The organism is Halococcus sp. AFM35, from assembly GCF_051195015.1.
In the GTDB taxonomy this organism is placed as follows: Archaea; Halobacteriota; Halobacteria; order Halobacteriales; family Halococcaceae; genus Halococcus.
Genome location: NZ_JBNTJU010000028.1, coordinates 1 through 24,681, shown reverse-complemented (window position 1 = coordinate 24,681; position 24,681 = coordinate 1). Strand labels below are relative to the sequence as shown.

Here is a 24,681-nt window from a genome sequence, read left to right as displayed (position 1 = left end):
TGGCAGTGATCGACGCGATCAATTCGGTTGGATATATTCCAGACAATGGGAGTGTGGATTGTATTGAGTGACAACTGGCCAAATCATCAAATCGCTACGCTGTCAGCCATTTTCAATAGAGCACATCTTTCCACGACTGAGGACGCGGACTTCCGTTCACTGTCTGTCAAAAAATTCGCCGCCATCGGGGGTTGGCGCGGGAGTCGTGGCGTCGCTACCCGGCGGCTCGACGCCGTTTTCGATGTCCGCCAGCACGTCCGTGGCCGAGATGTCGCCGAGCGACGCGTCGGTGCTCAACACCAGCCGGTGGGCGAGCACCGGTTCGAGTAGCGCTTTCACGTCGTCCGGAATGACGTACTCGCGGCCGTGGATGGCCGCACGGGCTTTCGCCGCATCGAGGAACGCAAGCGTGGCCCGCGGCGACGCACCGTACTCGACATTGGGACTGTTACGCGTCGCGGCCACGATATCGAGCACGTATTCTTTGACCGTGTCATCAACGTATACCTCGGTGACCGCAGCGCGCGCCTCAAGCAACTCGTCGGCGGTGGCGACCTGTTCGATGTCCCCGGGGCCGAGGTCGGGTTCGTCGTCGAAGCGATCGAGAAGCCGCCGTCCCTCCTCGCGGTCCGGTAGGTCGGCCGTGAGCTTGAGTTGAAAGCGGTCACGCTGGGCTTCCGGGAGTTCGAAGGTGCCTTCCATCTCGATGGGATTCTGTGTCGCGACGAGCAGAAACGGCTCGGGCAGCGCGAGAGTTTCGCCGCCGATCGTGACCTGTCGCTCCTGCATCGCCTCCAGCAGCGCGCTCTGGGTCTTTGCCGTCGCGCGGTTGATCTCGTCGGCGATCACGAGGTTTGCGAACACCGGTCCACGCTGGAGTTCGAACTCTCCGGTCGGCTCTCGGTAGACATGCGTCCCGGTGATGTCGGCCGGCAGCACGTCGGGCGTCATCTGCACTCGGGTGTGATCAAGCCCACTCGCCCGGGCGAACAGCCGTGCGAGTGTCGTCTTTGCAACGCCCGGAACGCCTTCGAGCAACACGTGCCCCCGAGTCAGCGCCGCGATCGTGAGCCCCTCGATCAGATCCTCCTTACCGATAAGCACCGCGTCGATCTCCGCGCTCAGTGTCTCGTAGAGCTCCTCGGGAGCATTGGCATCCTCCACACGACTAAAGTCGTGGGATTCCCCGCGCTCGGGGTCGGGGTCGGTCACGCCGACCACCCCGACGGAGGCAACTTCCGGACGCCGCGAAGCGGCGTCCGTACCGGGTTCGTATGCTCGGCTTCGGGGCGATGGGCGCATGGTGACGCCAACCCTTCCGGGTTCCCCCGCTCGCCGCACACGGGCCGTGCCATCGGCCTTGCTCCCCGCCCTGCCGCGTCGATGGCGGGGAGGCCCAATCGGGCAGGGATGCTGTAGTTGATGATGGGGAAGCCCAAACCAGCCCCAGTTTTCCCGTTTGAGTCTATCCATCGGCACGACCCCGGAGAGCCTAATTCTTGCGGTCTTGGCGATTGCGGCAGTCCTCGATACGGCCTATCGCTCGGACCCACGGCCGAAGCCGTGGGCTTCCGCTTACTCAGTGTCATTGTCAGTCACTCTTCCCGACGGGCCATAATCCCTTGTATGACGCGTTCGGTCCGTTCATCGTCCCAGTCGGGATGGCGCTCGCGAACGAACGCCGCCAGCCCTTCCGGTCGCGACGCCAGCGACGACTCCTCGGCGGGGCTGACGCGGTCGATAAGCCGCCCGACAATGACCGGACGGCGTGCAAAGAGGCCGATAGCGCCGATGCCGAGCGCCCCGATAACGATCTGGAGGAGCGGTGTGTCCCTGACGATCAACAATGCGACCGACAGCGGTGGCAGCCTGCCCGCATGCGAGTAATCGAGCAGGACCCGTTCGTGGGCGCCGAATATTGAGCGAACGAACGCCAGATTGCCCGAGCGATCGAGCATTGCGTTGATGAACAGGCTCGGGTCGCCGACGACGAGCACGCGGCCCTCACCGACCGACTCGGCCGTCGCGACCGGCTTCGTTCCAATCTCTTCGCCGTTGTCGAGTTCGCCGTCACGGTCGCTGTCAACGTACGCCACCTCGGAGCTGCTCGCGAGCACCGTCGCACCATTCGGATCGACGGGCGAGCCGTGATTGAGAGTCAAGCTATCGATACCAGCCATCAGCGACGCGTTCGAGATGTTGCGCGCGATCGGCAGTGCCGTCGACTGGTAACTGTACTGTTCGTCGCGCAGTAGCTGGCCGGTCACGCGCGCCTGTGCGCCGACCGCGTTGAGGAGTGCGTTCGCGTGCTGGCCGACGTCCTCGGCCACCAGTAATGTACCCCCGTTGCGGACGAACGAGCGGAGGCGGTCGGTCTCGCGCGGTCCGTAGCCGCTTTCAGGCGAGAGGACGACCGCGACCGTTTCGTTCGGCGATGCACTGGCGTACTGAGTCGTGTTTCGGACGATCTCGCTTTCGGCACCGGCCGCTTGCGCTTGCTCGCGAAGCTCGGAGGCGCCGTCCCACGCATCGTTGTACGAGCCGAACGCCGCGCTCGACGTGCTCGCCGCGATCACGAGCCCGACGACTGTGACGACGGTAAGCGCTACGAGCACGAGCTGTGGATAGCCGATGTCGAAACGCTCTCGTAGGCCCATTAGAGCACCCCTTCCGGTAAGATCGCGAGCACACGACGGACGACGACATAGGCGAAGCCGGCCAGCCCGATGAGGATAATCCATCGCAGCCGCGAGCGCCACTCCGGCGTCACCGAGAACGGGGCGGTGAGTTCGACGACGACCAAGAAGCCGATGAGTGAGATGACGAAAAACAGTTCCAGCGAGAGCGCCCCAAGTAGCGTCAATCCGACGACGGCGGCGAGCATCCAGGCCGTCTGCGCGTAGATGAACCGTTGCCGTCGACGGGTCGCCATACAGTCTCGATGGACGCCCGCTATTAAAAACGCGCAGATATCTCTTGGGTCGCTGCGGCAGTCTGTCTGCCACTTTCGTGGTCTTACCCTAATTTCAGGCGCTAAGGCCCCTCCCTCAAGGAGCGAGCCGTCAGGCGAGCGGTAGGGTGGGGAGGAAGTCACTGGGGTGTGCTTGCCGAGCGGTTGCGTTGGCTCCCGCTTGCAAGCACGGCATCGAGCCGGTCGCGCGGGCCAACCTCGAACGCGGAGACGCGTTTGAGCCGGGCGAGATCACGCCGGAATGACTCAAACTGTCGGTATCGCTCGTAGGCTTCCTCAAGATCGGCGAGTCCGCCCGGCTCGAACAGCGCCGTCGGTGTGAGGAAGACGAGCACGCGACCCTCGCCGCGACGGGCGAGCCTGACCGTCTCGCGGAGCTCGGCGCGGTGGCTATCGTCGGTAAAGATCACCGTCCAGATCGTCCCGGATAGCCCGGCGAGACCGATGCGTGCGGTCTCGAACAGTGGATCACCCTCGATGCGCTCGACATACGTCGCCGTCGATTCGAGATACGCGCCGAGCGTTCGCTCGAATGCACTCCGGTCCGTAAGCCCGCGAGCGGTGTGGCGCAGTGTGACTGGCTCGTCGCCTTCGGTCGCAGTCGTATCCCCGGCGGTCGGGTCGAGGGCACGCAGCCGGCGTCTGACGTCACTGTAGCGCCCGGCTGTTGGAGGGCGGCGATCGGTAATGCCGTCGTCGCCGACGGCGTAGTAGCCAAGCGGGTCGTCGAACCCGTCGACGCTGTCGACGAACGTCAACGCGACTTCCCTGGCGTAGTCGAGTTTCGTCTCGCCGGGCGGCCCGTCGCTCATAGTTGCACGATGGTCGACGAGCAGCGCCGTCGTCCGGTTGGTCTCGATCTCGTACTCGCGGACGTACGGTTCATTCAGCCGTGCAGTCGCGTTCCAGTCAATGCGGTCGGCCGTATCACCGGGGACGTACTCGCGGAGTTCGCCCGGATCGAGCCCGGCATCCCGGCGACTGCTTTGGCGCCGCCCGTATGCTGCCATGAGCTGTTCGCCACCCTCGCCAACGTGGATGTTCCGCGGCCCCTGCGGCTCAACGACAATCGATGGCGTCGGTCCGCGCGACAACTGTTCGATGAACAGTCCGTCGGCATCGCCAAGCGTGAGCGTCGGCTGGGGCAGCTCGTAGGAGCCCGCGACCGCCCACTGGGCCGTCACAACGGTATTGGCGTGTTCGTCGCCGGGCGCGAGATCGAGCGTACGCTCGTCGGCGTCCGTACCGGTCGCGCTGACCGGCAGTCCGACCTCGATCTCGATTGCCAGTGGGGCGGGACTGGCAAACGACACCGCGAGCGTGACCGGCGTCTCGTTGCCCGCGACAACCCGGTCTTGGGCGGGAAACTGCTCGATAGTCATCGCGTTGGTCGTTTCCGATAGCGCCCGGACGAACAGATACTGACGTCCGAGCAGCCACGCGCCGAGGCTCGCCGCACCCACCAGCAGCAGCGGGCGAGCGAACGCGATCGCAAGGACAGCGAGTAGAAGGCCCATCCCAGCGACCGCCCAGTAGCGGCGCGTGACTTGCATGACACGAGGACGAACGGCCATGCAGTTGAACTTACCTAAATATAGGCGCTAATGCCCCTTCCTCAACGACCGCGGAAGTTCCGACTGGTGTCGGAACGGAAGCGCGAGTAGGGAGGGGACACAGCGCCGTCATCCTTGTTCTTCCGTCTGTTCCCCCATTGCCGTCGTGCATCGTCCCGACGAGCCGGATACGACGGTCGCGGAAACTCATCCTCTGTTGGCAAGCTACCATTGAGGGCCGTAGCATCGGCACCGATCCCATCCAAACCGAAATAGGCGGTGCGGAGCGACGAAAGCAAGTCCTTTAGGTGCCGTTGGTGAAATCGGAGAGTATGTCTGACGGGACGCTTCGGTTGCTGTTGCCGCGATTTCTCCGCCGGTTCCCCGCGGATCTTGCGGCGATCGTCCTGCTCGTGCTCGCGACAGGGATCGCCACGCTCGCACCGATCGTCAGCGAGACGCCGCTCCGGATCGTTCTCGGCCTCGTTTTCGTGCTGTTTGCGCCCGGCTACGCGTTCATTGCGGCGCTGTTTCCCGAGCGTGGCCCCAGCGTTGAGGAAGCATCGACGACGGACAGCGAGACGGGCGAGCGCTCGATAGCGAATCCGGATGAGGCCGAACAGGAGGCGGCGACTGACGCCCGCACTGGGCTGACTGAGCGTGCTGATCCCCGCCGCGATGGCAGCATCGACGGCATCGAGCGAGTGGCCCTGTCTTTTGGACTCAGCATCGCCATCACACCACTGATCGGGCTGGTCCTGAACTTCACACCCTTCGGTATTCGGCTTGTTCCTATCGTACTCTCGATTGGTGGTTTCACGCTGCTCGCCAGCGCGGTTGCCGCACTACGCCGTCAGGAGCTTCCAACCGAGGAACGCTTTCGCGTCCCGTACCGTACGTGGGCAGGAGCCGCGCGGGCGGAGCTGTTCGCGCCGGAGACACGCCTCGATGCCGTCCTGAACGTTGTGTTGGTCGTGAGCCTGCTGCTCGCGGTCAGCAGTGTCGGCTACGCCGTGTTAGTGCCTAAATCCGGCGAGAGCTTCAGCGAGTTTTACTTGCTCACCGAAAACGAATCCGGGGCACTCGTCGCCGACGACTACCCGCAGAACTTCACGGTCGGCCAGAGCCAGCCGCTCGTCGTCGGCATCGGCAACCACGAACACGAGCAGGTCGAGTATTCGGTCGTTGCCGAACTCCAGCGCGTCTCGATACAAAACAATTCGACGACTGTCCGTGAGAGTCGGACACTCAACCGATTCAGTCGGACGATCCCCGCCAACGAATCGGCCAACTGGACTCACGACGTAACGCCGACGATGACCGGCGAGCGCCTCCGACTTACCTATCTGCTCTATCGCGGCTCGCCGCCCGCCAACCCGACTGTTGAGAACGCCTACCGAGAGACTCATTTGTGGGTGAATGTCTCTTCTTGACATCCTCCCCGCCCTGAAGGGTGAGAATTCCCTGCCGCAGTTGGGATATTACAGTTCACAACCCGCCTCGGAACGCGGGGAGAACGCTCCTCGCGTTCGGTTAAAGAGACGGGTTGCTGGCTGTGCCAACCAGCCGTTATCCCTATCGCGACCCGAGCCTGCCAGATCTGGGTGTCAGTTTCTCGACCCGATTGGCAAGGCCATCGCAGTCATGGATTTGGGTCTAGAGCGCGAATCACTATTCTTGAAATGCGATGCTGAACGTTCGCGCGCTTGCAGGATCGGCCTCGATGAGAGAGATCGCCTCCGCTGCAGGCCTGAACGCGACGGTGCCAGCGTATGGCATTGCGTACACGCCGGTCACGGCCCCCATACCACCGTTCACCTCAACGGTGGTTGAGCCGTCGCGACGACGCAAGTGAGTGCGCTCGATGCCGTAGAAGACCGCCCCCTTGTTCGCCGTCGAGACTGCCGTACTCGCTTCGTCGAGTGACTGTCGTCCCGCGTCGCCGACGATGGATAGTCCGTCGAGCCTATCGGTGTCGTTGCCATCCACCAGTACCCAGAGGTCGAAGATATCGCGCGGCTCGAACTCCACACGCGATTCGAGCGCTTGCAATCGCTCGCGCTGTGCGCGGTGGTTCGGGAAGACTAGCGCATCCAGCGGCCGTTTCGGCTCGACAAGTGCAACACCGATTCGCCGTGATTCACCCGCCGTTAGCCGCGCGTCCACGCGCTTGTGGCCGCTGCTGAACTCGTGGAGATGTGGCTGCTCGCCGTACAGTTTGATCGCTGCCGATTCCGGAAGGTACGTATCCACATCTGCGGGCATCGCAAGCACAGCCTGTAGCTGTGCGCCGTCGCTTGCAGGATCGGTTTCGATTCTGAGGTTAAACCGGCCACCCCGGTCGAAGCGGGCACGTGAGAGGCCCCGGAATACCGATACATGGTCGATATCGTTCCCATTGTGTGGGTAGCCGCCGTTGACGTATCCGTTGAAATCGCCGATAAATCTCCATTTCCCCGCCCGCGTTCGCATTGAGAGTCGGTGGTCATAGAAATCGAAATCCGTGCCGGCGAGCCAGAGGTCGAAGCGTTCTTCGGACGCCGAGTCCCCTCCAGATGCCCTCCCGGCGCGTTGCGTGCGGAGCGCGGCGTAGGCGTACTGATAGCGGTCGCGCGCGAACGTCAGCGTGCTGGTGCGTGGTCCGTCGCGCGCCGCCGGCCCGACGTTCGGCACGAACGGGTCGAAGCCCTGCTTCGTCTCCTCGTAGGCCGTCCGGGCGTACCAGCCCACGCCCTCCGCGCCGGCCCCCAGTGCTGCTCGGAGGTCCATCCACATCGCCTGCCTGCTCGGGGTGTAGTTGGGATTGATAGTGTGGGCCTCACCGAGGAACGTGACCGGTCGACCTTCGGTCATCTCCCGTGCGTTCGTGACGAGGCTCCGGACCGCCGCGTTCGCTGGGCCGGGACCAGTATCCTTCGCATACCATCCCCGGTAGAAATCAGTGAAGGTGAAGTCAGGGAGCGCATTGCGGGATTTCAACCCCCTCGTGAGGGTGGCGAACGTCTCCGGGTTCCGTCCCTCCACGATGTACGGAAAATGGACGAAAATCCCGGTCGCGACGCTCGGGGCGGCACGTTTGACTCGCTCTTTCTGTGCGGCGAAGATGTCGGGACCGAGCGTTTCGAGGTTCCGCACAGCGGCATCCGTCCACTTCCCGCTCTCGACCCACCGACCGCCGACGGGAGCCTCTTGCCAGAGGATGATTCGGCCATCAGGGAAGAATTTCTGGTAGTTTTCGGCGACAGCTTCGAGACCATCGAGGTGACGATGGCCCTTTGCCGTGTCGGTCACGAACTCGGTCGGGGTGAGTCGCGTCAGCACGCCGATGTTCAGCCATGCCTCGACACCGTGGCGTGCGGCAGCGGCAAGCGGTGGTTCGAGTAGACTGGGGTCCTCAGCATCGGCCTTTGCGATGACCACCGCGAGGTCGTGGCGTGCGGCGAACGCAAAGAGGTTCTCGCGCACCCGCTCGTCCTTCCAGAGCGGCTGTTCGGCCCACACGAAATCGGGATTGGTGGTCTCCGAGTCGCCGGACGACGAACTGGTCGGTGATGTATCGGTGGCGTTTCGGGTGTTTTCATTCTTGCCGGAACAGCCAGCGGCCGTGACGACGCCACCCGTCGCGGCGATGTTGAGGAACCCCCGTCGCTTCATCGGCGGATGATGGTGGACAGCCAGTATAAGCTCTTGGACGGCGGAGCAGCCACTTTTCCAGGATCTGAATATGCACTGACGTGATGGCCCTTGCAGCCTACGCCGAACAGCCCGAGAGCCCTGCACGGAGTTTGCTCGTGCAGTCCTTGATCGTACAGAGAAGCGGAACTCGCTGATCAAACCGACAATTCGCGGGGCTTCGGTGACTCGGGTGGCCAAGTGAACGTCGACAGCCCGAAAGAGGTCAACCCCAACAGCTACTGGCATTCCTGTGAGATAACTCGCCACCAACCCCTCTGCAGCACGTTTCTATTTTCCATTTTCCATCATCCCTCTAGCGAGAGTAGCATGACCTTCCATACCGGAACCGACAACGAGGGCGATTTCTCCTGATCGACCGCGTTCCCGGCTTGTCCTCCAACGCACCCCGTCGAAACACACTCGTTGTCCTCTTCTACTTCATGGTGCTTTTGTTCGTAGTCGGTCTGCTCGACCAGTTCATCGGCCTCCCATTCTGAGCGTTCGCCATCGACCGGATAGTGCGCATCCATGCTCCGTGACCCGAGTAACCGTTGGCAGAGTCCATCACCGCTCTCCGAGAGCGGCGAGCAGAGCAAACATGGTTTTGATCGATACTTCGCAAGCTACAAGCAGGAGCTGTGAGGGGTGCCCTCCTCCCCTCACCCTTTCTTGCGGATGTAAATGCTAAACCGCTGAGCTTTCACTTGCCAGCAGATAACATTGGCAAGTAGTGGACATCGAGCGCCGTGAGAACGACTGGCTCGTTTCGCTGACATAGGAAGAGCGCGCCGATATCTACGCCGGCGGCGAACACCCCGCAGAGCGTGCTCTCGCCGCAGTCGCCAACCGGGCTGCTGTCGACATCGACGAGCTGCACTCGGCGGTGATGCGGACCAGTAACGACGGGATGGAGGTCGTGATTCGACCACGAAAATGAACAGACCATCTCTCCGGCCTTGTGTAACATCTGACCGTCCAGAAGCAACGAGATGTTACCTAAGGCACAGCGAAAACACACCACCGTTTCCAGTGCTACCGTCATACAGTCGGACGGATTCAGAGAATTCCGACGGTGCTTCCACCAGTAGTGTTATCTCCGAATACAGCGAAGCGTAGCCTATGCCCGCCACGAACGACGAAGACGAGAGCCAACGAAAGACCGGTACGGGGATGGCAATTGGACTCGTTCTCGGTGTCGCCATCGGGACTGCGATAAACGAATTGGCGATCGGGATTGCTGTCGGGATCGCTCTTGGGGCGGGCATCGAGGCTGATCGGTCTCGAAAACGGTAGCCAGAGTTCCAGGCTATCGTAGCTCTTGTCCGCTGCGAGACTGAGAAGGGTGCCTCCATTCCAGGGCGACCTTCGGCCCAATTCCCATCCCGTTTGGCCACTTTGTGCGACAGTGCAGGCCGAGAATCGTCCCCTTGACCTCCTCCCCACGTCTGCAGACGTGGGCTTCCGCTTGCTACGTGTCAGAACAGCGGAAACCGGGAGGCGAACCTCTTTGTCGATTCGCATGGAACAACAAGTATGACTCACATCGTCTCTACCGAGAACACGCTTGGTGGCGAGCCACGAATCGACGGCCGCCGTATCGGTGTGCTCCATATCGCTGCCCGTGTCATCGACAAAGGCGAGCATCCCGAGGACGTGGCCGCAGACTACGACCTCGATCTCGCGGCCATCCATCACGCCCTCGCGTACTATTACGATCATCCCGACGAGATGCAGGAGTGGCGCGAGAAGAAACACCAAGCCGCCCAGCGCGCCAGCGAACGCCAACTCGATCCCGAGAAATTCCGCCAGCACGCATGAGGGTGCTCACCGACGAGCACGTCTCTCCAGCCCTCGCCAACACTCTTCAGAGCGAGGGCATCGACGCTGTGACTATCTACGATACACCCGCTAGTGGAAAAGACGACCCCGCGGTTCTGGAGTTCGCCAACAAGAGCAAGGCGATGGTTCTCACCAACGACCTGGATTTCGTCACGAAGGAGTTCGTCGGCGAGACCGACCACTGGGGAATCCTCTTTTACGAAGACCAGCGCACCCCACGCAACGACATCGTTCGCTCGGTCCATAACGCGCTCAGCGTTCTCAGACCTGAGGACGCTCGCAACGAAATCGTCCACATTCCCAATGGCTGGTTGTGAACACTTCGCCGGCTCAGAGGCTTCGTCTCGTCTTGAGTGGCTCATAGCCACTGGCTGTCATAAGGCAGGGCCACCGTCCGTGAAATTCATAGAGTTTGAGTTAACTCGATTGGGAACTACTGACTATCGGTATTTTTATACCGGGTTTGGTTGATTAACTCTTGTAAGAATTTCAAATATGGTGATGCCACGTGACGACAACCGGGGCAAACAGAGCAACGGCAACGACAACGGGAACCCTGTACTACCTCTTGACCGACGGACGTACCTGAAGACTGCAGGTGCTGCCATAGGAGCGGTTCCACTGGTCAGTGGCTCTGCAAGTGCCGCACAACGCCGTGGAATCAGGTTCGAGACGGTGGTCGATATGGTCGAGGACGTCGGCTGTGACCCGACTGGAACAGAGCCATGCGACGAACAGATCACGGATGCAGCTGACGATTACACGTTACTGAAGTTTCCCGCAGGGGAATACAAACTCACGCAGAAAAACGTCATACTGGACAAGACCAACCTCGGATTCGTTGGTACGGGAGACGTCCGTTTTACCGTACCCGAACGATTCAACGAAAAAGTCCTCGTGGTCGATAGGGGCACTGGACTGCTCTTCGAGGGCATTGATATCGACCAAACAGCAAACGGGGCGACACCCGGACTCCACTTGGGAGTCGATGACGATCTTCGTGTCCACGACGTCGAGCTAATCGGTCAGGGAATCCATCCCGAATCGATTCCGCGAGAAGAGCCGGGCTGGGAACCGGGCGGAGCCGACGAGAACGGCAATCCAAACGTGATGGATTACTTCTACCCAATCGTTCGATCACCCGACGGTACTGGCCTCGTCACGGACCTCAAAGCGAACAACCACGGACTGATGGGGACGTACAATGCTGGCGACGGACGGAGCGGTATCTGGGTGGGCATCTCCAATCGAGGCACTGTCACATTCAGAAACTGCCGTATTGAAGAATTCGGCTCGAACGGTACCTACACCAGCCGGACAAACGGTGTCGTCCAGTTTGAAGGCGGTGTCTACCGCAACAACGACAACAATCAAGTTCGTATCGGGAGTGCTGGCAGTTACGTCGATGGTGTGACCCTCGAAGTGGATGCCGACGCGAGCGACGCACCGAATCCATACGAGGCGCTCAACTACCGCGGCGTGCGCATCGAGATGGGTCGTCAAAGCGACCGGACCGACGTCGAAATCAGGGACTGTGACATCTCGATTCGGTCGGCATCCTTTTCCGGTGGCGGGGTCGTCGCCGAGGCGACCGCCAGTGAATTCCAAGTGCGAAACACCCGTATCGGCATCGAGGAAAACAGCGTGCGCGGCGTGTTCGGCAAGGAACCTGACGGTGGCGGAGCCTACGACCCACCGGCAAAACCACACGCCGGAACGATGGAGGACGTGAGCATCACCGGCAGCGCCGGTGGCAACGCGGCCATCGAACTGCGGGACCGGCCTGATTCGACCGTCGATGGTTGCTGTATCCACCAGAAGGGGGCGAACCGCGACGGGGTCGTACTGCTCGATTCGGACGGAAGCACGGTGCGAAACAGCACCATCGACATCACCGGCGAACAGGTCGTCGAGGACGATTCTTTGGTGACAATATCCGACATCGTGGACGAGGGTTCGTGTCCGACACCTGACGATAGCGGCGGAAGCGGCCTCCCGCACGAGCTCTCGATCAAAGGCACCGACGAGCGGTTTTCGTACACGTTCTCGGTGAGCGGGAATCTCGAAAAGAGCACCGCGAACGGCGCAACCATCGACGATAACGACACCCTCACCGACTATGCCGCGACCGGGCAGGGCGGCGACGGCGGCATCGACAGCTATGCCTTTTCGGGAAGTCTCGAATCGTTTGCCCTCGACGGTGAAGCCAATGTCACTCTCGACGGCGAACCCGCCAATGTCGGCCAACGGCCCGATCACGTGCTCTCTATCGAAGGCACCGACGAGCGGTTCTCGTACACGTTCTCAGTGAGCGGGGACCTCGAAAAGAGTACGGCGAACGGCGCAACCATCGACGACAACGATACCATCTCGGGCAACACCGCGACCGGGCAGGGCGGCGACGGCGGCATCGACAGCTACGTGTTCTCTGGTGAACTCACGAATTTCGACCTCGATGGCGAGGCCAATATCACCCTCGATGGCGAACCCGCCCGCGTTGGCCAACGGCCCGATCACGTGCTCTCTATCGAAGGGACCGATGAGCGGTTTTCGTACACGTTCTCGGTGGGCGACGACCTCGAAAAGAGCACGTCGAACGGCGCAACCATCGACGACAACGATACCATCACTGACTATGCTGCGACCGGACAGGGTGGCGACGGCGGTATCGATAGCTATGCTTTCTCAGGGAGTCTCGAATCGTTCGCCCTTGATGGTGAAGCCAACGTTACCCTCGATGGCGAACCGGCCCGCGTCGGCCAACGGCCTGACCACGTGCTCTCTATCGAGGGGACTGACGAGCGGTTTTCGTACACGTTCTCAGTGAGCGGGGACCTCGAAAAGAGTACGGCGAACGGCGCAACCATCGACGATAACGACACCCTCACCGACTATGCCGCGACCGGGCAGGGCGGCGACGGCGGCATCGACAGCTATGTCTTTTCGGGAGATCTCGAATCGTTCGCTCTCGACGGTGAAGCCAATGTCACTCTCGACGGCGAACCCGCCCATGTCGGCCAACGGTCCGACCACGTGCTCTCTATCGAGGGGACTGACGAGCGGTTTTCGTACACGTTCTCGGTGAGCGGGAATCTCGAAAAGAGCACGGCGAACGGTGCAACCAACGACGATAACGACACCATCTCGGGCAACACCGCGACCGGGCAAGGCGGCGACGGCGGCATTGACAGCTACGTGTTCTCTGGTGAACTCACGAGTTTCGACCTCGACGGCGAGGCTAATGTCACTCTCGACGGCGAACCTGCCCATGTCGGCCAGCGCCCTGATCACTATCTTTCAACAGCGAGAGAATCCCGTCCTGAGGCCGAGCGAAGCGATGGTTGAAGGGCGGGCGTGAATCGCGTGAGCTTGATTACACACCCGGCGGTGACTGCCGGGCTGGATATTCCATGACCGGAACGTTTAGGTTTGTTTGGAGACATAGGCTATGTATGGCGATTAAGTCCGTTACCCACACTCACCGCGCTTCCATACGGAACCAGCGGCAGGTGCGCGACGGACTTGATACGCTTGGTTTCGCCGCCGCAAAACTCTGGAACGTTGCCCGCTACACCGTGGGGCGCGTTTGGGACGCGTGCGGCCAGATTCCCGATGGCTCGGCACTCAAGTCGTATCTTAAGAGTCACGAACGCTACGCGGACCTCAACGCGCAGTCCAGTCAGCAAGTTCTCGAAGAACTTGATGAGGCGTTCCGTGGATGGTACGGCCACCGCAACAACGGGAACGAGAGAGCGAACCCGCCCGGCTACCGCAAGAACGGCGACGACCATCCCCGTGCGACAGTCACGTTCAAAGAGGACGGCTTCAAGCACGACGCAAAGAACGGCTACATCCGACTTTCGAAGGGGCGGAACACGAAGGAACACTGGTCCGATTTTATCCTGTGTGCCTACGAGTCCGACCCGGACGTTACAATCGAGAACGTCCAAGTCGTTCGCGCCGTCTTCGAGCGCGGCGAGTGGCGATTGCACATCGTCTGTCGCCACGAAATTGAGGTTGAATCGCCCGGCGACCGCACAGCGGGTGTGGACCTCGGTATCTGTAACGTCGCCGCTGTCTCATTCGGGAATGAGTCGTTGTTGTATCCCGGCGGCGCACTCAAAGAGGACGAATACTATTTCGGCAAGAAGCGCGCCGAGACAAACGGTTCGTCCTCGCGTGAAGGCCGACATTTGGACCGGAAACGCGCCGACCGTCGCACGCACTTCTTGCACGCCCTGTCGAAGCACATCGTACAGGAGTGCGTCGAACGTTCGGTCGGCACGCTCGTCGTGGGCGACCTCGGCGGTATCCGCGACGACGGTGACGAACCTACCGATTGGGGCGACCACGGGAATATGGACCTTCACGGGTGGGCGTTCGACCGCTTCACGACGTTGCTCGACTACAAAGCCGAAGCCGAAGGAATCGAGGTCGAACCTGTCTCCGAACGAGACACGTCGAAGTCGTGTTCGGCCTGTGACCGAACCGCTGACAGCCAGCGCGTTGAACGTGGATTGTACGTCTGTGGCGAGTGCGGACTGGTCGCCAATGCCGACACGAATGGTGCGGAAAACATCCGACAAAAGGTACTCCCGAATCCTCAGCGAGAGGATAGGGATAACGGCTGGATGGCACAGCCAGCGGTTCGCCTGTTCGACCGTAGGGAGGGCGTTTTCGCTCCCCGAGAACAGGTCGTGGACCGCGAACCCTAATATCCCAACTGCGGTCGGGAAACCCCGGCGTTTACGCCGAGGAGGATGTCATCTCAGGTAATTCACGTAGCTTACTAGGGAGATTGGCAAGCCCCCGTAACAAGTTTTGGATCATCAACGAGTTCGTTGACGGTGTGAGCGCCCTTCCCCTTCCCTCGTCCTTTCCGGTCTTGTTCGATAAGAGAAAGAAATGCGAGTTCGGAGAGAAGATCGCGAACGCGGCGCATCTTTAGGGGGTCAGTTCCTTCACGCTCGCAAATAACTTGGTAGGCGGAATAGATCTGCTTTGAGGGAATCATTGGCTCCTCTTCCGAAGATTCCTGTGTCCGAAGTGCGAGTGCCAGCATCAGATATCGTGAGTGTGTGGGTTGCTTCGAGATGAGTTCTGAGAGCCGGGCTTGTTCTTCACGCTCGTGAGCTTCATCGACGTATTCAACACTAACAGTATCAGTACCATGTTCGTCAGCAATTTCACCAGCATATCGGAGTATATCAATGGCTTTGCGCGCATCTCCATGCTCACGAGCAGCAAGGGCAGCAACCTTTGGAATCACATCTTCGGCAAGAACATCGTCGCGGAATGCATCTGCACGTGAACGGAGAATCGATCGGAGTTGAGAGGCATCATATGGGGGAAACACAAAATCACGCTCGGAGAGACTTGACTTGACACGCTCGTTCAAGGTATCTTTGTAGCGAATCTTATTGCTGATCCCAATAATCCCGAGTGTGGATTCACTGACCTTGCCTGCCTCTGCTGCACGTGAAAGCTGCATCAGTACGTTATCGTCTTCGAGTTTGTCAATCTCGTCAAGGATGATGATCCCCACATCCAAGCGTGCATCGAGAATGTCCCACAATCGCCGGTAGTAATCAGAAGTACTCACCCCGGAATGAGGAACAGTGATATCAGTTTCCTCGGAATCGTTGAGCGATCTGGCGATGGTTCGAACTGTCTGTGTTTCAGTGGACTCTTGAAAGCAGTCAACGTACGCAATGCCGATCTTTACGTCGTTTTCAGCAGCAGTGTTAGCAAGGTCTCGCGTGATATACTTCGAACAAAGGCTCTTGCCGGTTCCTGTTTTCCCATAGATGAGAACGTTGTTCGGTGTCCCGCCACGCTGTGCATCTTTGATCGCCTTGGCGAGACTTTGGAGTTCATCGTCGCGGCCGATGATTCGATCACTCTGGGGAAGATGGCTAACCCGAAGGAGCTCCTTATCGGCAAAAATGGGATCGGGGTCGCCAAAGAACGATTTTGGTTCGCTCATGGCTGTCGTCTCTCGCGGACGGATTATGAATGTTTGCCTACCTTGGTGCCGCTGTAAGAGGAAGAATGAAAGGAAGTCTTGCTGAGAATGCCATCCAGAGACTGGAATACGGCGTTTTAGTATTAGGCATGGTGGACTACTCCGTATTGCCGCTGTAAACACAGCAGGTCCCACACCCCGGAGTGCCGCTGTAAGAGCACCACTCGAAGCTAAGGTTCCGCGCGATGATCTCTACAGATAGAGCCACTGCAACCTGATAGACAGAGTAGTAGAGAACTGGTACCTACCTCCTCTTCGTCTCTTCGACGCCAAAAGAAGCTGGCGTCTCAGCGTGCCAAAAGTGTGGTACGGTATGGTTGGGGAGGAGGGTACATAAATCTAGGTATGAGCAGGAGAAATAAGTTCTTCATTGATAACTCTACTGACTTGAAAAGACACTGATCAGTAAAGTTTTAGCGAATCTCCACTCCAACCACTCGCCGCGGATCTGGGCGAGCGGTAGGATGTGGGGAGGAAGTCACCTCTTATGTGCAACTTTCAGCTAGCCAGCTAAGCGTTTTACAGCGGCAATCTGGGGTTGAGGAAGCTGACTCACAGTCTTCGTCTCACCGTTTGCAGCGGCAACGAGGGGTCTCTCAGTAGCCATCCGAAAAGTGTTCGAACTGTCGAAGGTGAACTACCCTGCCCTACTCCGTTCGGGCTTTGCCCTCACTCCGTTGAGGACAGGGCTTCCTGCTTCTGTGTCGGCGTTTTTTTATCCCGCAAAGGACACAGGGACGCCAGACTCCACAGGCGTGGATTCGGAGTGAACCACTCCTACTTCGCAGTGATGGCTCGACAAGACACGGCGACCGCCCTTCTTGTCGGGCTTGAAGCCGCCGGTATGAGTGGTCGCCATCACACCTCGAAAGAGGTGATGGCGGGGCTTAGCCCTTCCGATTCGGACGAAAGACAAGATAAAGACGGGCGCTGTATCCCCTCCCTACTTCGCGCTTCCGTTCCGACTGGCGTCGGAACGTCCGCGCTCGTTGAGGAAGGGGGATTAGCGCCCTGCGAGTTAGCTAACCAGACCGAACAGAAGGTCCCTTGACATCCTCCCCGCCCTGAAGGGCGAGGATTCCCTGCCGCCGTTGGGATATTAGGGTTCACAATGCGCCCGTTCTTGTGGATGGAATCGTCCATCCGTAGCGTCGAACGAACACACTGATGGCTGTGCCAAACAGCCGTTATCCCTATCCAGACGGTCGAAAGCGTCTGGATTCGGGAGTAGCGTTTGTCTGATGTTCTCCGCGCCGTTCGCGTCGGCGTTCGCCGTCCGACCACACTGCTGACAGTGGTACAGACCGCGTTCGATACGTTGGCTACCGTTTTTGTGCACACACGGCGCACGTTTTCGAGGTATCGCGCTCGGAGTCCACAACCACCTCGATGCCGGCGGCTTCGCCTTGTATTCGAGCATCGTCGTGAGGAGGCCGAACGCCCATCCGTGGAGCATCTTGTTGCCGTGACGGCCCCAGTTCCGACCGGAGCCGTCGTTCTCGGCACGGATGCCACCGAAGTTGCGCCTGTCCTTCACATAACTCGACCGAAAGTGCCCCACTTTACAGCGGCAATCCGGGGTGTGTAAATCTGCGGGCACCATGAGAGACGTTAGGAGCGATTCTCGATGGGTGTGTTTGATCGGATCGAATTGGATAAATCGATCGGCGAGCGGCTGCCGAACTACGACGCCACTCGGCTTGGAGTCCGCGCTCACGAGGTTGAATGGCAATCGAAGAGCCTCGACTACCTGTTCATGGATCGGTATCGAGTCACCGCCGATGGTACATTGGCAAAGCACAACCACGAGACCGAGCCAGTTCCCGAAAACGAATGGACCGCCGAGCAGCGTGACCGAGCTCGCAAGCGGGCTGAATCCGATCATCCGCTGTCGGGTGAGGAATACACACCGACGCGGACCACAGACGAGTGGTGGGAGCAGCTTCCCGACTGGCACGGTTCGTTTTCGTTCTACTCGTCGTTCGACGTTGGAGCGGACACTCCTGAGCGATGGGAATACGACGCGCAGTTCGTTCACGGAACGCTCAGCCGAATCGTCCAAACGCAGCCGATCCCTGATAACGGCGGAGTGACCGACTTCGAGTTCGGGCACAGCGAGGAGACTGCGCCTCTGAGTGGTTACGACTCCGAGCGTGCTCCTGATGCCGAGCATGCCGACGAACTGATCGCTAACGATGGGAAACAGCGGTGTCCTGTGGATGGATGTAGCTGGTGGGTGCCAAGCGGGATGGAATATCTCTACGACGCCCACCGTATCCAGCACGTCCAGTTGCTTTCGGGAGAGATAGACGTGCGACCGACATCGGAAGGCTACAGCGGCCCAGCCGACATCGAAGTATGGGGAACATCGACCGAGAGGAGTGACCCCGGAACGGTAACCATCGACGTGTGGGATATCCCTGACGACAAACACGCGAGCGTCGAACTCCGGATCAAGCAGGCGTATGCCCGCGAACTCGGCGTTCAGCTGATCGAGGCGGCTGGACACGCCCGAGAAACCAAGTGGGATTCATCACCAAAAGATAGGTCTTCCAGTAGCAATGGATGAGCGAGTTCCCGTGACGATCATCACGAATGATGAGGAAACGACCATCGAGGTCAGCCGAGGCGACAACCTCCGAGAGGCGCTGCTCGAACGCGGTTTTCCTGTTCACTGTGAGCCACTGTGTTCTTGCGCTCTAGTAGCACAGTCCTCGCATCGGTCAAGCAGGTCGGCACGGTTCACTTCGAGATCGATCACGTCAGCACCGTAGGTGGGGCCGTCGTAAGCGAGCGGTGAGTTGTGATTCATGCCGCGCCGTTCCATCTCTGCGGCGAGCTGGGCGTGGCGCTCTTCGAGACGTGTCGTGTCGATGTTGCCTTTCTCGGCGTGGCCTTCCGCGATTGCCTCGCCGTGCGGGTGGTTGTTGATGGTCCCAACGAGCTGATGGTGTTCTGCGTGCTCACCGCGGAGATGATCGTCACAGAGGATCTCCGTCGGCAGGCACCACATCCGTGTCATACCGTAGCTCTCCCAGCGCGGAAACCCACGGCTTCAGCCGTGGGAGGAGCGCGTAGTCCTCCGCTTTCAGTTGATTCGGCGTGTCTGCCGGACGACTCCTCAACCGACGTGTTTAAGTAACTCATGGCTCCATATGAAGTATGGAGGTTCGGCGCACTGTTCCAGTCAAGCTTGACATGTGCGACAGTGCCGCCGAATCCCTGTTTGCGACGTTCGCCGAGTTTCGCTTCGCCGCGAACCTCGTCGTTCAGCGCGCTCGCAACGATGACGGTTACGTCGAGACGAACAAACAACGCCTCCACGAACGCACCTACGGCGAAGTCCGCGACCGAACCGACGGACTCACCGCGAACCTCGTGCAAGCTGCTCGCTCGCGGGCGGCGGACGCCCTCAAAGGTGTCGTCGCGCGGTGGTCCGACGGTGAGTATGCCGAACTCCCGACGTTCACTGCCGACTTCGCCGAATACGACAAGCGAAGCGCGACGTTTCATAAAAACTACGCTTCCCTTTCGACGGTGGATGGCAGGGTCGAAGCCGAGTACGTTCTGCCACCAGACACGGATGACACGCCGTTCGGCGAGTACGTCGAAAACGACGACTTCGACGTTGCTGGTGCGACACTCCACCATCGTAATGGCGCGTTTTACCTCCACCTTCGCACAAAGACGGAGATGGACGACCCCGAACCCGCCGAGCACCCCTCGGTCCTCGGCGTGGACCTCGGAATCGAGAATCTGGCGGTCACTTCGACCGGGAGATTTTGGTCCGGCGGCTTGCTCAATCACCGACGCGAAGCCTACGAGCGCGTTCGTGATGATCTTCAACAAACCGGCACGGAATCGGCCCACCGAACGATTCAGTCCATTGGCGACCGCGAGAGCCAATGGGCGGAAGATCTGTTGCATAACATCTCGAAGGAACTCGTCGCCGAAGCGGTCGAACACGGCTGTTCGACTATCGTTTTCGAGCGATTGAACGGTATCCGTTCGCGGATGCCGAAAGCCAAGAAGTTCCATACGTGGGCGTTTCACCGTCTTTTCGAGTTCGTCTCGTACAAGTCTGAACCGTTCGGTATTGACACCGTGGAGGTGAACCCGGCGTACACCTCGCAACGATGCTCGAAGTGCGGTCACACGGCTCAAAACAACCGACCGTCGCAAGCGGACTTTTCCTGTGCGAAGTGCGGCTATTCGCTTCACGCCGACTACAACGCGGCGAAGAACATCGGCCTGAAGCACGTCCGGGCCGGGCAAAAGTCCCGGTCGGGACGGGCGAACCGTCAACTCGCCCTGAAGTCGGGGACGCTGAACGCGAACGGGGAGTTTACCCCTGCCGATGCTGTGTCGGCCAGAGTGGGAGTCCACCGACAAGCCCATGGCTTTAGTCATGGGTAGTTGACCTCTCGTATCGAAGGTCCCTACTCACAGAGTGTCATCGATCTCGTGGAGTGACAGCTAGCGGTCCGCCTCTGTTCGACCGCAAGGAGGGCGGTTTCGCTCTCCAGGCAATAGGTTGCACGGAACCGTGAACCACAATATCCCAACTGCGGCCGGGAAACCCCGCGTTCGCGCCGGGGAGGATATCATCCATCAGTTAGCCAGCAGTTGGTTGAGCAGTTCGACAGCGAGGTCCTTCTCAAGCGGACTGTTCGCGTTTCCGCAGTGTGGTGACTGAATACATGCTGGGCACCCACTCTCGCAGGGACAGGCTGCGATCATGTCCTGTGTCCCTTCCATCAATCCCTGGACTCGGTCATAGCCACCCTGCGAGAGGCCGACGCCACCGGGATACCCATCGTAGATGAAGATCGTACTTTGCCCTGTATGCGGATGGAGCGGTGTCGAGAGCCCGCCAATATCGCGACGGTCACACAACAGTTCTAAGGGAAACAGCGAGATCATCCCGTGTTCGACTGCATGAATCGCTCCGGCGAAGCCATCCTCGTTCCTACTCTGTGCATGGATTGCTTGTTCGATTGCCGGTGGCACTGTGAAATACAACGCTCGCGTTCGGAGTGTCGTCTCCGGTAGCGGTTCGTCGAGCAGTATCTTGGTACCATCGTCGTTCGTCCCCTCGAAGCGAAGATAGCTGTCGATCTGCTCGCGGAGGGTCACCTCGGCGAATCGCACCGTGACTGCTGGGTTGGTGTCGAGACTGAACTCGTCGAAATCGTGTTCGACCGTGATCTCCTTGTCTCTGAGAGCCCGAGTGTAGTTGTTGGTCGGTGTGGATTCGAGGAGTGCCTGTCCCCGGTCGAGATCGAGGTCGGCGACTTCGTATGTCGTTCCTTGGTGATGGTAGATCGCTTCGGGATGGGCATCCCGGAGCGCGTCCGCAAACGGGAGGCGTGCGATCGTCGTGTTCTGGAGATGGTCGACCAGTCTGACTTCCCGATCGTCGATAGTACGGAGACTCATCTCATGTTGGGGGCTGTCGTCATCATCGCACAACCAGCGGACACCGGCGTTGGTGTCCCGCCGATCGAGTCTTCCTGCCTCTTCGAGATCGGCAACGATCTCGGGGAAGGACTCACCGAAATGACGAGTATCGTCAGGTTTGAGCCAGCTTTCGGTCGCGGCACTGCAGACGTGCTCGGGAATGAGTTGGTCGTTTTCGGGGTTGACCACTGCATGCTCGGGATCACCGTCGAAAAACGAGTCGGGGTTTGCCATCAGGTACTGATCGAGCTGGTCGTTGCCGCCGACGAGCGTGACGAGGCTTGATTCCTCGCCGCGACCGGCGCGTCCCGCACGTTGGTGTGTACTCATCCGCGTACCTGGATATCCATCGAGGAGAACGACATCAAGGCCACCGACGTCGACGCCGAGTTCGAGGGCGTTCGTGCTCCAGACACCACGGATCGAGCCATCGTGAAGACCGTCCTCGATTTCCTCGCGACGAGTCTGTTTGAGCGCAGCCTGATAGGCAGTAATGGCGTCGGCGAGGTCGTGTTCGTTCCGTGCTCTCAGTCGGTCGGCACACCAGTCGGCGTAGCGTTCCGCTCCCTGTCGTGATCGGGTGAAGACGAGGGTCTGATAGCCGCGCATCACGAGATCACAGAACAATCCAACCGTCTCGGCGTGGGGCGACTGACGCTCGCCGCCAGCCTCCGAATCGTCGTTTGAATCGCCGTTTACTGCGGGATCAGCTGTCGTGTTTGTGTCCGGTACTGCGCCACCGGCCCCGGAGATTGCTTGGCTCCCCACTTCGGCTGCGCCGGCAGCAACAGCCTCGTGTGACGGGTTTGCTTGCTCGTCGTCGGCATCGGCTTTGAGCGGAGGGTTCCAAAACAACCAGTTAGTGGGACCAGTTACACTGGTGTCCTCATCGACGACGGTAAACGAGTCGTCGGGATGGCCGGTCACGGCACCGGCGTGCTCGGCAGGGTTTCCAATCGTAGCCGAACAGCAGATCACATCCGGGGCAACATCGAACCGCTCGCAGACTCGATTCAGTCGGCGGAGAACGAGCGAGACATGGCTGCCGAATATCCCTCGGTACTCGTGGACCTCATCGATTACGATAGTATCGAGCTGACGGAAAAACCACTCCCAGAGCCGACTGGCCCACGGGAGAAGAGCATAGTGGAGCGAATCCGGTGTCGTGAGCACGACGTGAGGCTGGCGGTCGCGCACCGCTCGTTTTTCGTCCTGTGTGAGTTGCCCAGTGTACTGGTCGACAGCGACCTGTGCACCGAGGCCGAGATCGCTGGCAAGCGCCGCAAGAGTTTCTTCTTGGTCGTTGATGAGTGCACGCTGTGGTGCGAGATAGAGAGTGCGTCCGCCGTGATCGATTGCACGTTCGAACGCTGGGACGGTGTACGCGAGGCTTTTGCCGCTGGCGGTGGGCGTAGCAAGGACGGTATTTCGATTGTCACGGAGGGCTTCGATGGCGCTCACTTGATGCTGGTAGAGCTGTTCGATATTGCGACGTGCGAGCGCCATCTCAAGGCGGTAGTCGAGATCGAGATCAGCAAACGTAGCTTCACGACCAGCGACGCGCTCGTGGTGTTGAATGCGACCCTGATGCTGTGACTGGTCCCGAAGCCATTGGATAGTCTCGTCCACGATATGAGTAGTATATCAGTGCGATTCACTAATGGCTTTGCTGCCAATCGGCCACAGAAGCATAGCATTGGTGAAAATAGTAGGGAGGGGTCATTTACTTCGTCTCTTCGTAGTCTTGCCAGAGTTCCTCGATTCGCGCTCGAACTGCTGCGAGGACCATCGAGAGAACACTCCGATAATCGTCCGGAAATTGGCTATCGGTCGGTTCGCCCGCATCAGGCGGCGGATGAAAGTGCTCACGAGTGCTGTGGGTACTCGATTGGCGGTCCCAACGACACTGCCAGGCGTTGTTCCCGTTGCCTGTGATGTCGTCGCTGTGAATCTCTGTGTAGTGAATATTGAAACCGTTATTGCGATACCACTGAATGGCGAGGTCTGCCCCGCGAACGAACGCGGGATAGCGCGCTGGGTCGAACGTGACCGCGAGATGCTTGTGTTCGGCAGTTCCTTTGCCAGAGACCAGGACCACTTCTGCAACTCGATCATCAGTACGAAGGGTTTGGGCAATGGCTTTGAGAATCGCCTCGTCGATTGGCGTGTTCGCATCGGTCATAGGAGCTGGGTCACGCCGAAACTGACTGTTGCTCGCGCTGGAGGCGCTGAGCGTGTTCGAGCACGCGCTGGTCCTCTCGGACAGTCAGCCAATCGTTGACGTCAGTCCAGATAGCTTCAAGCGCGTCGTGATCATCCGGATCGGCGATGTCGAACGCACTCACCTGGGTTGGATCAGACACGTCGTATTTATCTTGGTAGGCGCGGTCGCGCTCAAGCAACGTTTCGAGCCGGGTCGCGAGTTCATCGCTCGAATGGGTACGTCTGGCTTCGTTGGCACGTTTCCAGCGAAAGTACGCGTGGTTACGCTGAAATTGTGCGGGCTGTCCCTCACCGACTGGCTCGACGATACCGATCTCGGCAAACCAGAGGAGATGTCGTCGAGCGGATTCAGGTGTGCACTCGGTTCGGTCGGCAACGACAGAAACGGGAGTGGGTATGCGCAGCGTGAGTGCGGTCTCGTAGATGCGTTCTTTGACTGTCTTTCCCTCATCCCACTGCTCGCGTTCTTGGCGAACAGTCTCGTCTGACGGCACTCCGTTCGAGGGGATACCGACATCTGACTCTGTGTCGCGCTCGCTCATACCCAATAATATGACGTACTCGCGTAAATATGTTGGCTCAACCAGCAGTTGCTCGCTGATGGCTACGCCCGCGTGTACGACTCGCCGTTCTCGCTCCGTGAGGAGTTCGACAGTACCGAACAGCAGACACGCTCGAACAATGTCGGTCTCTGGGAGTTCGACGGCAGCACGCCGACGCCAACACCAACCGAGAAGCCAGCAGACGACGGTAGTGGTGGTGGTGGCAGTGATCTCCCACCACCGTAGGGGCTAGCGTAAGCTATTGACGTCCAGAAATCGGTCAATCCAGTCGGCAGCGAAGCTCAGACGATGCGTTAGTTCGAGGAACGTCCCCTCAACGAGAGCGCGGAAGTCGTCCGCGCTCTCGGTCGAAATCGGCGAGATGGCACGCTT

22 protein-coding genes and 1 pseudogene are annotated in these 24,681 nt (G+C 59.7%); 9 read left to right on the top strand and 14 right to left on the bottom strand.

The annotated features are described in order from the left end of the window. Positions 1-156: 156 nt before the first annotated feature. The 4 genes from ACQUQO_RS15440 to ACQUQO_RS15425 all read right to left on the bottom strand — a co-directional run bounded on the left by ACQUQO_RS15440 (position 157) and on the right by ACQUQO_RS15425 (position 4,524). Positions 157-1,302 carry an AAA family ATPase gene (locus ACQUQO_RS15440; RefSeq protein WP_435079129.1) on the bottom strand — a complete coding sequence of 382 codons (1,146 nt, stop codon included), beginning with the start codon at positions 1,300-1,302 and terminating at the stop codon, positions 157-159. A 293-nt stretch (positions 1,303-1,595) separates the two neighbouring features. Beyond that, positions 1,596-2,657 carry a DUF4350 domain-containing protein gene (locus ACQUQO_RS15435; protein WP_435079127.1) on the bottom strand — a complete coding sequence of 354 codons (1,062 nt, stop codon included), beginning with the start codon at positions 2,655-2,657 and terminating at the stop codon, positions 1,596-1,598. After that, positions 2,657-2,932: a hypothetical protein gene (locus ACQUQO_RS15430; protein WP_435079125.1), complete on the bottom strand. Its 276-nt coding sequence runs from the start codon at positions 2,930-2,932 to the stop codon at positions 2,657-2,659. The genes ACQUQO_RS15435 and ACQUQO_RS15430 overlap by 1 nt, the downstream gene beginning before the upstream one ends. A 158-nt stretch (positions 2,933-3,090) precedes the next feature. After that, positions 3,091-4,524 (bottom strand): DUF58 domain-containing protein, encoded by a 1,434-nt coding sequence (locus tag ACQUQO_RS15425; RefSeq protein ID WP_435079124.1) that lies wholly within the window; start codon positions 4,522-4,524, stop codon positions 3,091-3,093. Positions 4,525-4,856: 332 nt separating this feature from the next. On the opposite strand from ACQUQO_RS15425, the gene ACQUQO_RS15420 reads away from it, so the two are divergent. Further along, on the top strand, positions 4,857-5,957 hold the full coding sequence (locus ACQUQO_RS15420; RefSeq protein ID WP_435079122.1) for a DUF1616 domain-containing protein: 1,101 nt from the start codon (positions 4,857-4,859) through the stop codon (positions 5,955-5,957). 48 nt (positions 5,958-6,005) lie between these two features. Here the strand turns inward: ACQUQO_RS15420 and ACQUQO_RS15415 are convergent. The 4 genes and pseudogenes from ACQUQO_RS15415 to ACQUQO_RS15400 all read right to left on the bottom strand — a co-directional run. After that, positions 6,006-6,128 (bottom strand): annotated as a pseudogene (locus ACQUQO_RS15415) (zinc ribbon domain-containing protein); the annotation flags it as partial. A 67-nt stretch (positions 6,129-6,195) separates the two neighbouring features. Further along, a complete protein-coding gene (locus tag ACQUQO_RS15410; RefSeq protein WP_435079120.1) occupies positions 6,196-8,178 on the bottom strand; it encodes a hypothetical protein in 1,983 nt (660 codons plus the stop codon). A 326-nt stretch (positions 8,179-8,504) separates the two neighbouring features. Continuing rightward, positions 8,505-8,729 carry a hypothetical protein gene (locus ACQUQO_RS15405; protein ID WP_435079118.1) on the bottom strand — a complete coding sequence of 75 codons (225 nt, stop codon included), beginning with the start codon at positions 8,727-8,729 and terminating at the stop codon, positions 8,505-8,507. A 170-nt stretch (positions 8,730-8,899) separates the two neighbouring features. After that, positions 8,900-9,166 (bottom strand): hypothetical protein, encoded by a 267-nt coding sequence (locus ACQUQO_RS15400; protein ID WP_435079116.1) that lies wholly within the window; start codon positions 9,164-9,166, stop codon positions 8,900-8,902. A 152-nt stretch (positions 9,167-9,318) separates the two neighbouring features. On the opposite strand from ACQUQO_RS15400, the gene ACQUQO_RS15395 reads away from it, so the two are divergent. The 5 genes from ACQUQO_RS15395 (at position 9,319) to ACQUQO_RS15375 (ending at position 14,753) form a co-directional block, all read left to right on the top strand. Next, positions 9,319-9,492, top strand: coding sequence for a hypothetical protein (locus ACQUQO_RS15395; RefSeq protein ID WP_435079115.1), 174 nt, complete (start codon positions 9,319-9,321; stop codon positions 9,490-9,492). A gap of 240 nt (positions 9,493-9,732) precedes the next feature. Then, positions 9,733-10,017 carry a DUF433 domain-containing protein gene (locus ACQUQO_RS15390; protein ID WP_435079113.1) on the top strand — a complete coding sequence of 95 codons (285 nt, stop codon included), beginning with the start codon at positions 9,733-9,735 and terminating at the stop codon, positions 10,015-10,017. Next, positions 10,014-10,355: a DUF5615 family PIN-like protein gene (locus ACQUQO_RS15385; RefSeq protein ID WP_435079111.1), complete on the top strand. Its 342-nt coding sequence runs from the start codon at positions 10,014-10,016 to the stop codon at positions 10,353-10,355. The genes ACQUQO_RS15390 and ACQUQO_RS15385 overlap by 4 nt, the downstream gene beginning before the upstream one ends. A gap of 367 nt (positions 10,356-10,722) precedes the next feature. Further along, positions 10,723-13,383: a hypothetical protein gene (locus ACQUQO_RS15380; protein ID WP_435079109.1), complete on the top strand. Its 2,661-nt coding sequence runs from the start codon at positions 10,723-10,725 to the stop codon at positions 13,381-13,383. Between the two features lie 107 nt (positions 13,384-13,490). Continuing rightward, positions 13,491-14,753 (top strand): RNA-guided endonuclease InsQ/TnpB family protein, encoded by a 1,263-nt coding sequence (locus ACQUQO_RS15375; RefSeq protein WP_435079107.1) that lies wholly within the window; start codon positions 13,491-13,493, stop codon positions 14,751-14,753. Between the two features lie 74 nt (positions 14,754-14,827). Here ACQUQO_RS15375 and ACQUQO_RS15370 read toward each other — a convergent pair whose 3' ends face one another. After that, a complete protein-coding gene (locus ACQUQO_RS15370) occupies positions 14,828-16,024 on the bottom strand; it encodes a Cdc6/Cdc18 family protein (RefSeq protein WP_435079105.1) in 1,197 nt (398 codons plus the stop codon). Positions 16,025-17,162: 1,138 nt separating this feature from the next. Continuing rightward, on the bottom strand, positions 17,163-17,483 hold the full coding sequence (locus tag ACQUQO_RS15365; protein ID WP_435079136.1) for a hypothetical protein: 321 nt from the start codon (positions 17,481-17,483) through the stop codon (positions 17,163-17,165). 231 nt (positions 17,484-17,714) lie between these two features. On the opposite strand from ACQUQO_RS15365, the gene ACQUQO_RS15360 reads away from it, so the two are divergent. Continuing rightward, positions 17,715-18,632: a hypothetical protein gene (locus ACQUQO_RS15360; RefSeq protein ID WP_435079103.1), complete on the top strand. Its 918-nt coding sequence runs from the start codon at positions 17,715-17,717 to the stop codon at positions 18,630-18,632. 102 nt (positions 18,633-18,734) lie between these two features. Here ACQUQO_RS15360 and ACQUQO_RS15355 read toward each other — a convergent pair whose 3' ends face one another. Then, the gene (locus tag ACQUQO_RS15355) at positions 18,735-19,085 is read right to left on the bottom strand and encodes a pyrimidine dimer DNA glycosylase/endonuclease V (RefSeq protein WP_435079101.1); all 351 of its coding nucleotides are present in this window, start codon (positions 19,083-19,085) and stop codon (positions 18,735-18,737) included. A gap of 140 nt (positions 19,086-19,225) precedes the next feature. Here ACQUQO_RS15355 and ACQUQO_RS15350 point away from each other — a divergent pair, with 140 nt between their 5' ends. Then, positions 19,226-20,479: an RNA-guided endonuclease InsQ/TnpB family protein gene (locus tag ACQUQO_RS15350; RefSeq protein ID WP_435079099.1), complete on the top strand. Its 1,254-nt coding sequence runs from the start codon at positions 19,226-19,228 to the stop codon at positions 20,477-20,479. Between the two features lie 195 nt (positions 20,480-20,674). Here ACQUQO_RS15350 and ACQUQO_RS15345 read toward each other — a convergent pair whose 3' ends face one another. The 3 genes from ACQUQO_RS15345 to ACQUQO_RS15335 all read right to left on the bottom strand — a co-directional run bounded on the left by ACQUQO_RS15345 (position 20,675) and on the right by ACQUQO_RS15335 (position 24,288). Then, positions 20,675-23,152 carry a DEAD/DEAH box helicase gene (locus tag ACQUQO_RS15345; RefSeq protein WP_435079098.1) on the bottom strand — a complete coding sequence of 826 codons (2,478 nt, stop codon included), beginning with the start codon at positions 23,150-23,152 and terminating at the stop codon, positions 20,675-20,677. A 94-nt stretch (positions 23,153-23,246) separates the two neighbouring features. Next, complete coding sequence (locus ACQUQO_RS15340) at positions 23,247-23,705, bottom strand: hypothetical protein (RefSeq protein ID WP_435079096.1); 459 nt, start codon at positions 23,703-23,705, stop codon at positions 23,247-23,249. A gap of 10 nt (positions 23,706-23,715) precedes the next feature. Continuing rightward, positions 23,716-24,288 (bottom strand): DUF7342 family protein, encoded by a 573-nt coding sequence (locus tag ACQUQO_RS15335; RefSeq protein ID WP_435079095.1) that lies wholly within the window; start codon positions 24,286-24,288, stop codon positions 23,716-23,718. Positions 24,289-24,360: 72 nt separating this feature from the next. Between ACQUQO_RS15335 and ACQUQO_RS15330 the strand changes: the two genes are divergently transcribed. Beyond that, positions 24,361-24,534 (top strand): hypothetical protein, encoded by a 174-nt coding sequence (locus ACQUQO_RS15330; RefSeq protein WP_435079093.1) that lies wholly within the window; start codon positions 24,361-24,363, stop codon positions 24,532-24,534. Positions 24,535-24,681 lie beyond the last annotated feature (147 nt).

Excerpts from the sequence above, each read along its gene's own strand:
- ACQUQO_RS15440 (WP_435079129.1), bottom strand. The coding sequence starts at position 1,302 with ATGCGCCCATCGCCCCGAAGCCGAGCATACGAACCCGGTACGGACGCC.
- ACQUQO_RS15435 (WP_435079127.1), bottom strand. The coding sequence starts at position 2,657 with ATGGGCCTACGAGAGCGTTTCGACATCGGCTATCCACAGCTCGTGCTC.
- ACQUQO_RS15430 (WP_435079125.1), bottom strand. The coding sequence starts at position 2,932 with ATGGCGACCCGTCGACGGCAACGGTTCATCTACGCGCAGACGGCCTGG.
- ACQUQO_RS15425 (WP_435079124.1), bottom strand. The coding sequence starts at position 4,524 with ATGCAAGTCACGCGCCGCTACTGGGCGGTCGCTGGGATGGGCCTTCTA.
- ACQUQO_RS15420 (WP_435079122.1), top strand. The coding sequence starts at position 4,857 with ATGTCTGACGGGACGCTTCGGTTGCTGTTGCCGCGATTTCTCCGCCGG.
- ACQUQO_RS15410 (WP_435079120.1), bottom strand. The coding sequence starts at position 8,178 with ATGAAGCGACGGGGGTTCCTCAACATCGCCGCGACGGGTGGCGTCGTC.
- ACQUQO_RS15405 (WP_435079118.1), bottom strand. The coding sequence starts at position 8,729 with ATGGATGCGCACTATCCGGTCGATGGCGAACGCTCAGAATGGGAGGCC.
- ACQUQO_RS15400 (WP_435079116.1), bottom strand. The coding sequence starts at position 9,166 with ATGTTACACAAGGCCGGAGAGATGGTCTGTTCATTTTCGTGGTCGAAT.
- ACQUQO_RS15395 (WP_435079115.1), top strand. The coding sequence starts at position 9,319 with ATGCCCGCCACGAACGACGAAGACGAGAGCCAACGAAAGACCGGTACG.
- ACQUQO_RS15390 (WP_435079113.1), top strand. The coding sequence starts at position 9,733 with ATGACTCACATCGTCTCTACCGAGAACACGCTTGGTGGCGAGCCACGA.
- ACQUQO_RS15385 (WP_435079111.1), top strand. The coding sequence starts at position 10,014 with ATGAGGGTGCTCACCGACGAGCACGTCTCTCCAGCCCTCGCCAACACT.
- ACQUQO_RS15380 (WP_435079109.1), top strand. The coding sequence starts at position 10,723 with ATGGTCGAGGACGTCGGCTGTGACCCGACTGGAACAGAGCCATGCGAC.
- ACQUQO_RS15375 (WP_435079107.1), top strand. The coding sequence starts at position 13,491 with ATGGCGATTAAGTCCGTTACCCACACTCACCGCGCTTCCATACGGAAC.
- ACQUQO_RS15370 (WP_435079105.1), bottom strand. The coding sequence starts at position 16,024 with ATGAGCGAACCAAAATCGTTCTTTGGCGACCCCGATCCCATTTTTGCC.
- ACQUQO_RS15365 (WP_435079136.1), bottom strand. The coding sequence starts at position 17,483 with ATGCTCGAATACAAGGCGAAGCCGCCGGCATCGAGGTGGTTGTGGACT.
- ACQUQO_RS15355 (WP_435079101.1), bottom strand. The coding sequence starts at position 19,085 with ATGACACGGATGTGGTGCCTGCCGACGGAGATCCTCTGTGACGATCAT.
- ACQUQO_RS15350 (WP_435079099.1), top strand. The coding sequence starts at position 19,226 with ATGGAGGTTCGGCGCACTGTTCCAGTCAAGCTTGACATGTGCGACAGT.
- ACQUQO_RS15340 (WP_435079096.1), bottom strand. The coding sequence starts at position 23,705 with ATGACCGATGCGAACACGCCAATCGACGAGGCGATTCTCAAAGCCATT.
- ACQUQO_RS15335 (WP_435079095.1), bottom strand. The coding sequence starts at position 24,288 with ATGAGCGAGCGCGACACAGAGTCAGATGTCGGTATCCCCTCGAACGGA.